The sequence below is a fragment of the Flavobacterium sp. FPG59 genome (assembly GCF_002150205.1).
Taxonomy (GTDB): Bacteria; Bacteroidota; Bacteroidia; order Flavobacteriales; family Flavobacteriaceae; genus Flavobacterium.
Window position 1 is genome coordinate 1 of record NZ_MTCA01000202.1, and the last position, 5,452, is coordinate 5,452.

Sequence of the window (5,452 nt, forward strand, 5' to 3'; positions counted from 1 at the left end):
ATATAAGCAGTGAAACTAGCTAACATATAAAAATTATAGACTGAAAAATTAATTAATCCAGTCCATAATGTAAAGTATTTGCCTATAAATTCCGTTAAAAACGAAAATACAATTATAAACAATATAAATTTAGCTTTATTATTAGGCAATTTATAATACAATCGAAATCCTATTAAACTTGATAATAAAGCTAAATAAATAATATAAAATCTTAAATCTTCAAACATTTATTAAATATAAGGGATTGGAGGTGGATTACCAATAGAGCCATAGTTTAATGGTGCAATATTTAAGGAGTCATCGTTTTCTATAGATTTTTCCATTTTTGACACTTCTGTAGTTTTTTTAATTTTCTTTGACCCTGTTGGAGCTAAAAAAATAGTTGTTAAACCTGCTTTTTCGGCATATGCTTTATCTTCGGGATAAGCGCCAAAATGAAAGCGAATTCCATCAATTTCACCTTTTTGTTTTTTAGCTTCGGCTTTTATGTAAGCAATATAGTTTTCTAATTCTACTATTGAAAACCAAATCGCATTAGCATCTTCTTTTTTTATAGCTTCCTTGATTAAAGGATATCTGGTTTTATTATAATTTTCATTTAGCAATTTAGCAAATTCCTTGGTAATTAATTGTTTTGGTTTTACTTGTTTTTGTTCCATAATGTTTTTTTAGTTAAGGTTAGATTATTAAAAGATAACAGGGCAAAACTATTTCAATTCAGTAGAAACCACAAGGGGAAATATCCCCTTTTTTTTAGGGCAAATAGAAAAATAAAATAGGGTGTGTTTACTCTTTTGTACAAACTTGTTATGATTCAACTTTGTATCGAACCATTTGGTGCACAAAATGGAGAGGTGGAATCTGAAAAACCTTAATAAGAGTAAGAAAAAAAACTTAACAATAAGAATTATGTCAAATTTAGTAGCAGAATTAAATAGTTTAGATTTTAGTGTTTACATCGGTGGACCATTACAAGCAGCTGTTCAAGCTCAAAATGCAGCCTCTATGGCACAAGTTAACTTTATACAATCGGTTGGTTTTGAGGAAGGAAGTTCTTCAACAGCACCAAAGCAGTTGCGTTATGTAGATTTCAACTACAAAAAATCGGTCCCTAATCCTGATTATAATGGTAGTAATGATAAATTTCTTGAAAAAGAAGTCGAAATCAAAGTTCCATTCTTAACCATGTTATCTATTCCAAGTATCAGAATAGAGGAAATGACCATTGATTTCAATGCTAAGCTTACTTCTACTGAGACCAAAAGTGTTTCTAGTGAGTTTAACGTAAGTGCTGAGCTTGGAATTAATTATAAAATTGTCAATTTCAAAGCCTCTGCTTCGTACAAGAGATCATCAGCTACGGGTTCAACTGTAGAAAAAACTTATAATCTAGGTGTTCACGTTCGTGCTGTTAATGATGAATTACCAGCTGGATTAGATCGTATCTTAACAATGCTAGAAGATAGTATAGCTAGTGTAAACCAGTAATAATATTAAAATAGATTGGCTGTCTTATTTGAGGTGGCCAATCTATTTAAAAAATAAAAAACTATGATAAAATTAAATGATTACCTAGGAAGTATTGTAGCTAGTTTTACCAATGCTAAAATAATGTCTGACCTTCAAACTGTAAAATTGGCCGAAGAATATGCCAAACATGATTATTTAAAACATTTCTCAATTCCAAGAATGCGAATTGACGATGTTGAAATGACAATTCCCATTGCTTTAGATGAAATTGAAAACATCGCAAAACCTCCAGTAATTGGTTTTGATAGTATCAAGATTAACACTTTAGTTTATAGTTTTCTATTAGAAAAATTTGGAGTCTTAAAAATTACAAAAGAACCTACTAAATTGCTACAAACGGAGACAGCCAGACAAGTAAGTATTTTGGAAAAACAAATTAAAATAACTAACAGTCATGATTCTATTTCGGGTTTTTCAAAAGAAATCGTAGTGTATTATTTAAAGATAATTGAAAAATATGCTTTGGTAAACAAAGAGGTATTAGCCAAAATCAACATTGATTTGATTATAAAAGATTTAATTACAGTTTTAACGCGAGAAATTACAATTAGTAAAGAGGTTGAGGCTTTAGCTAATCTTAATATAGTTGTTGAAGCTAATAAATTAAGAGAACTTAAGTCTGAAAATTTAATCTTCATTAAATTAAAAATTTCTGAAAACGGAATGGAGTGGAGTAGATCTGAAAATGCTAAAGGAGAAATAGAATCAAAATTATTACCTGAATAAAGATGAGAAAATCAACATTGAACCTGGTTAGCGTTTTGAAAAATAACTTGTTAGAATTTCCAAAAATAACGAGAAGTCTTCAAACAAAAGATCCTTTGTTTATCGAAAAATTAACAGCTTGGATTGCTAAAAATGAAGAGATTTTAAGCACATATACTATCAGTGAAGTATCTGAATTGTCTGGTTTACAAAGTAAGTTATTGATTCCAAGGTTTTCCGATAATAAAAGTATCTCTTTAAAGAAAGCGCAACTAAAAGCTGCCTCGGAGATATTATATGATTTACAAAGCTTGATATTGACAGTTTTGAAACCCTTTGAATTAAAAGTTGAGGAGTGTAGAGAACTGGTAAAGCAAATCTTATTGATCATTAGCCAGGCAAAAGTTGTAAAGTATGATCCTGATTTGCCGTTTGAAAATTTTGTAGATGCTATCTGGAAATTTACGACGTCAAATGAACAATTACAAGCTGGAGCAATCAAATTGAAAACAATGCTAATTATGTCCGATATTCAAATGCTTATTGCCGAAGAAATAAACTTAGAAGATTACTGCTAAAAAGAAAATTGTAAACTATTTTTAGTGTTTCAAAATATTTAAAAAAGCGGTCGACTTCAATTTAAAGCAACCGCTTTTTTAATTTCCACAATATGTATTATCTTAAAACGGCACCAAGTTCCGTTTCAAAATTCTTTTGCAACTTACTCATAATTTTATCAATTTGAGCATCAGTAAGTGTTTTTGCATTGTCTTGAATGGTAAAACTCACTGCATATGATTTTTTTCCTTCGGGTAAGTTTTGACCTTCGTAAACATCAAATAGATCAATGTTTTTCAAAAGTCCTTTTTCAGTTTGTCTAGCCAAGTTGTATAAGCTTTCATAACTAACTGTTTGATCTAGCAATAAAGCTAAGTCTCTGCGTACCTCAGGATATTTTGGAATCTCTGTATATTTAATTTTAGTACTTATTTTTTTAAGGATTAAATCCCAATTAAAGTCAGCATAAAACACTTCTTGTTTGATTCCAAAATGTTTTAATATTACTTTTTTAACTACTCCTAATGATACGATTGTGTCATTCCCAACAACAAGTGAAATTCCTTCAGCAAAAACATCAAGTTCAACTGGTTTAGTTTGTAATTTATCAATACCCAATCGAGATAAAATACCCAAAACATATCCTTTAAACAAAAAGAAATCAGAAGTTTTTTGTGTTCCAGTCCAGTTTTCTTGGTTTCTATTACCAGTAAGTAATAAACTTAAATGTTTTTTTTCTTCATAACCAGCAAGGTAATTGTGGTATGTTTTACCAAATTCAAACAGTTTTAAATCAGCGTTTTTACGATTAATGTTATACGATACTGCTTCAAGTCCAGAGAATAGTAATGATTGTCTCATGGTTGATAAATCAGCACTCAAAGGATTTAACATGGTTACATTATTCGTAGGATTTAGTTGATCAGAAAGTGTAACGTAGTTTGCCGTTGTCAATGAGTTAGCCATCATTTCATGAAATCCTTGAGAGTTCAATTGAGAGGCAATAACATTTTGAACTTTATAATCTTCGTTTCGTGGCGCGTTAAAAACCGTAGCATTCAATTTATTTGAAAAAGCAATATTGTTATAACCGTAAACTCTTAAAAGTTCTTCAATAACATCAATTTCTCTTTGTACATCTACACGGTAAGCAGGAATAGTTAATCCAAGTCCAGCATCCGAAACACTATTTACCTTAATGTCTAGTGAAACTAGAATTTTTTTAATAGTATCTTTTGGAATTTCCTGACCAATGATTTTATTGACATTTTTAAAGTTTAGAAAAACATTAAAATCTTCAATTTTCTTTGGATAGACATTCACTACATCTGATGTGATTTCGCCACCGGCAACTTCTTGAATTAGTAAAGCAGCACGCTTTAATGCATATTCAGTGATGCTAGGATCAATTCCTCTTTCAAATCTAAAAGAGGCATCGGTATTAAGTTGATGTCTCTTGGCTGTTTTTCTAATACTTACAGGATTAAAATAGGCACTTTCCAAGAAAATCGTACTAGTACTTTCTGAAACTCCAGATTTTTTTCCACCAAAAACACCTGCAATACAAAGTGGCCCTTTTTCATCACAAATCATTAAGTCCTCCTCGTGTAATTCTCTTTCAACATCATCAAGAGTGGTAAATTTAGTCCCTGCTGCAAGAGTTTGTACGACTACTTTTCCGTTTATTTTAGCAGCATCAAAGGCATGAAGGGGCTGACCCAATTCGTGTAAAACGTAATTCGTAACATCAACAATGTTATTTTTTGGGTTTAACCCAATAGCTTTTAATCTATTTTGTAACCAAGCAGGAGAAGGTTTTACCTCAATACCGGATATTGTAACGCCACAATATCTAGGTGCTAATTTTGGTTCTTTAACATCAATATCAATCTTTAAAGTTCTTTTATCTACCCTAAAATTACTAACTGAAGGTGTAATAAGCTCTACGCTAACTCCATTTTGTAAAAGTCCAGCTCTCAAATCTCTTGCTGTACCTAGATGGCTCATAGCATCAGCACGATTTGGTGTTAATCCTATTTCAAAAACTTCATCATTTTCTATTTTAAAGACAGTTGCAGCGGCTGTTCCAGGAACCAATGAATCGTCAAGGATCATGATTCCGTCGTGGCTTTCGCCAAGACCTAATTCGTCTTCTGCACAAATCATACCGTGGCTTTCTTGACCTCTAATTTTTCCTTTCTTGATCGTAAAAGCGTTACCCTCTTTATCATACAATTCAGTACCAATTGTAGCAACAGGTACTTTTTGTCCTGCACCTACGTTACTAGCACCACAAACTACTTGTATGGGTGTTCCGGTTCCTATATCAACAGTTGTTATTTTCAGTCTGTCAGCATCTGGATGTTGTACACATGTTAATACATGACCTATAACTACTCCTTCTAATCCTCCTTTAATAGATTGGTACTTTTCAACCACTTCTACTTCAAGCCCTAAGTCTGTAAGCAATGCAGCTGTTTCTTCGGATTTCCAGTCTATTTTTATAAATTGTTTTAACCAGTTGTATGATATTTTCATTTGTATTTTTTAATGATATTGCTTTACAAGTCCCGTTTTCAAAGACGCGTGCAAATATAAGGATTGCAGTTTGTAGTAAGAAACTATTTTTTTTGTTTTTTAAGTTATAATTGTATTCATT

General features: G+C 31.4%; 5 protein-coding genes and 1 pseudogene. 3 read left to right on the top strand and 3 right to left on the bottom strand.

Features of this window, described 5'->3' with window-relative positions:
* Positions 1–227, bottom strand: a pseudogene (locus FPG59_RS16895) (hypothetical protein); the annotation flags it as partial.
* Positions 228–230: 3 nt separating this feature from the next.
* The gene (locus FPG59_RS13355; RefSeq protein WP_086455084.1) at positions 231–659 is read right to left on the bottom strand and encodes a hypothetical protein; all 429 of its coding nucleotides are present in this window, start codon (positions 657–659) and stop codon (positions 231–233) included.
* 250 nt (positions 660–909) lie between these two features.
* On the opposite strand from FPG59_RS13355, the gene FPG59_RS13360 reads away from it, so the two are divergent.
* From FPG59_RS13360 to FPG59_RS13370, 3 genes are all read left to right on the top strand, one after another.
* Complete coding sequence (locus FPG59_RS13360) at positions 910–1,488, top strand: DUF2589 domain-containing protein (protein ID WP_086455088.1); 579 nt, start codon at positions 910–912, stop codon at positions 1,486–1,488.
* 63 nt (positions 1,489–1,551) lie between these two features.
* Positions 1,552–2,256: a hypothetical protein gene (locus tag FPG59_RS13365; RefSeq protein WP_086455085.1), complete on the top strand. Its 705-nt coding sequence runs from the start codon at positions 1,552–1,554 to the stop codon at positions 2,254–2,256.
* 2 nt (positions 2,257–2,258) lie between these two features.
* Positions 2,259–2,813 (top strand): hypothetical protein, encoded by a 555-nt coding sequence (locus FPG59_RS13370; RefSeq protein ID WP_086455086.1) that lies wholly within the window; start codon positions 2,259–2,261, stop codon positions 2,811–2,813.
* 97 nt (positions 2,814–2,910) lie between these two features.
* On the opposite strand, the gene pheT is transcribed toward FPG59_RS13370, so the two are convergent.
* Positions 2,911–5,331, bottom strand: coding sequence for a phenylalanine--tRNA ligase subunit beta (gene pheT / locus FPG59_RS13375; protein ID WP_086455087.1), 2,421 nt, complete (start codon positions 5,329–5,331; stop codon positions 2,911–2,913).
* Positions 5,332–5,452: the final 121 nt, after the last annotated feature.

Excerpts from the sequence above, each read along its gene's own strand:
- FPG59_RS13370 (WP_086455086.1), top strand. The coding sequence starts at position 2,259 with ATGAGAAAATCAACATTGAACCTGGTTAGCGTTTTGAAAAATAACTTG.
- FPG59_RS13365 (WP_086455085.1), top strand. The coding sequence starts at position 1,552 with ATGATAAAATTAAATGATTACCTAGGAAGTATTGTAGCTAGTTTTACC.
- FPG59_RS13360 (WP_086455088.1), top strand. The coding sequence starts at position 910 with ATGTCAAATTTAGTAGCAGAATTAAATAGTTTAGATTTTAGTGTTTAC.
- FPG59_RS13355 (WP_086455084.1), bottom strand. The coding sequence starts at position 659 with ATGGAACAAAAACAAGTAAAACCAAAACAATTAATTACCAAGGAATTT.
- pheT (WP_086455087.1), bottom strand. The coding sequence starts at position 5,331 with ATGAAAATATCATACAACTGGTTAAAACAATTTATAAAAATAGACTGG.